Origin of the sequence: Sulfurimonas sp. (assembly GCF_027056685.1) — a bacterium.
Lineage (GTDB): Bacteria > Campylobacterota > Campylobacteria > Campylobacterales > Sulfurimonadaceae > Sulfurimonas.
Map to the genome: position 1 here is coordinate 1 of NZ_JALUKE010000207.1, position 2,203 is coordinate 2,203.

Annotated in this window: 3 protein-coding genes; 2 read left to right on the top strand and 1 reads right to left on the bottom strand. The window is 36.6% G+C overall.

Translation table 11 applies throughout. The features are described from left to right. Positions 1–16 precede the first annotated feature (16 nt). Complete coding sequence (locus tag MVY38_RS09145; protein WP_297485458.1) at positions 17–643, bottom strand: class I SAM-dependent methyltransferase; 627 nt, start codon at positions 641–643, stop codon at positions 17–19. A gap of 76 nt (positions 644–719) precedes the next feature. Here MVY38_RS09145 and pgsA point away from each other — a divergent pair, with 76 nt between their 5' ends. Together pgsA and rseP are read left to right on the top strand one after the other, a co-directional pair. Further along, complete coding sequence (gene pgsA, locus MVY38_RS09150; protein WP_297485461.1) at positions 720–1,271, top strand: CDP-diacylglycerol--glycerol-3-phosphate 3-phosphatidyltransferase; 552 nt, start codon at positions 720–722, stop codon at positions 1,269–1,271. After that, the coding region (gene rseP, locus MVY38_RS09155) for an RIP metalloprotease RseP (RefSeq protein ID WP_297485463.1) at positions 1,271–2,203 on the top strand (933 nt) is incomplete at its 3' end. The genes pgsA and rseP, both read left to right, overlap by 1 nt.

Genomic DNA, 2,203 nt, shown 5'->3' on the forward strand with positions numbered 1-2,203 from the left:
TAATAATAGTTTTAACTTATAAAAAAACTACTAATCTTTTCTCTATCTGTAACTTTTTGAAGTTATATGCTTTTTTAATATACTCAAATGTTTTTTCTGTATATAAAAAAACATGCGTAGGGTCATTTTTATAATACCACGAAGCAAAGTCAATCTTCTCATCATATATATCTGTCATCAGATAAAGCTTACCAGCCTCTTTGAGCATATTTTTTAAAAGTGTAAACTCTTTTTTTGGATGGTAAAAATGTTCTATTACTTCACATGAAGCAATGTAGTCGTACTTTTTTTCTAAAAGTTGTGGATAATTATGAAAATAGGGATCGTAAGAAGCTATGTCATACCCTACTTCTTGCAGAACTTTTGTAATGATTTGTGAAGTTCCTGCGCCAAAGTCCAGCCCTTTGGCTTCTGCTTTGAAATCTTTTATAATGTTGGAGGTAATTGGAGAGACAAATTTTCTGTATCCTTCATCTTCACTGTCATCATCATGGAGTTCATAGCGCTCTTTTTCACTCTTTGTATCAGGAAGTTGTTCATCAGATACAAAGATACCATGGCAATTTTGACACTTATAATAACGCTGAGTATCTTCATAAAAAAGTTTCGATTCTGTTTCGCATAATGGGCATATTTTTTTCATAGCTAATCTTAGTCTATTAGGCTTTAATAAGCAATAAAAGGCTAAAATTTCATCACTATAAATAGAAGGAATTTTTTTGCTCAATTTACCAAATTTTTTGGCATCTCTTCGCATACTACTTGCACCTTTGATGTTTTGGATTATTTTAAATCCACAAGTTTTTACGCAAAATGGCTTTGACATCACATGGAACTACTACTTTGCATCACTACTTTTTGTACTTGCTTCTGCAACAGACTTTTTTGATGGATATATAGCACGGCAATGGAATCAAATGACAATGCTTGGAGCAATCCTTGACCCACTCGCCGACAAAATGCTCACACTCGCTGCGTTTTTGGGGCTTATGGTTATGGGTGATGCTTCACCTTGGGCTATTTACATCATTATTGTTCGTGAGCTTTTCATTACAGGACTTCGAACTGTTGCAGTAAGTGAAAACATTAGTGTAAAAGCCTCTTGGGCAGGTAAAGTAAAAACAGTCGGACAGATGATAGCCATCGGTTTTTTACTTATGCACTGGCCATTTGCGACAGCCCTACTCTGGTTTGCAGTTATCCTTACTATTTATTCTGGAGCAGAGTATCTTTGGGGATTTAAAAATGCCATTACAAGGGAGAGCAAATAATGACAGGCTATATAATTGCACTCCTCGTTCTCTCGGGACTTATCTTCTTTCATGAACTCGGTCACTTTACAGCGGCTCGTCTTATGGGCGTACATATAGAAGTCTTTAGCATAGGCTTTGGTAAACGCTTTTTTACTTTTCGTGCTTTTGACACAGAGTGGAGTATTTCAGCCATTCCTCTTGGTGGCTATGTCCGTATGAAAGGGCAAGATGATTCAGATCCAGGCAAAAAAAATTATGATGCAGACAGCTACAATACAAAAACACCACTGCAAAGAATTTTCATACTTCTAGCAGGACCTTTAGCAAACTTTGTACTTGCGTTTATTCTCTATTTTGCCATTGCACTTGGTAATCCTAGTACTTTAGCACCAGTAGTTGGTCAGGTGGTAAAAGATTCTCCTGCGTTTGTAGCTGGTTTAGAGTCAAATGACACCATCATCTCCATCAATGGCAAGAAAATTGAGACATGGAAAAAGATGGCAGAGATGATCTCTTCTGCTACAGGAAACATTGAACTTGATGTAAATAGAGCAGGATACCTTAAGCAAATAACACTAAAACCAAAACTTGAAGATGCAAAAGATATGTATGGTGAAAGTGTTAAACGCAAGATGATAGGAATCTCTGCAGCAGGTGTTATGAAAAAACAACAACTTGGCATTGTAGAAAAATTCAAATATGCAACTGATCAGACTATTTTTGCTTCAACACTCATCTTTACAGGACTTAAAAAGCTTATAGTCGGTGATGTACCCGCTTCAGAAATGGGAGGTGTCATCTCCATTGTCAAACTTACCTCCGATGCTTCTGCTTCAGGTTGGATGAGTGTGCTTTTCTTTGCAGCGCTTATATCGGTAAACCTTGGAGTTTTAAACCTCTTACCCATTCCAGCACTAGATGGCGGGCATATAATGTTTAATTTATATGAG

Coding starts and splice junctions, on each gene's coding strand:
- MVY38_RS09145 (WP_297485458.1), bottom strand. CDS start 643: ATGAAAAAAATATGCCCATTATGCGAAACAGAATCGAAACTTTTTTAT.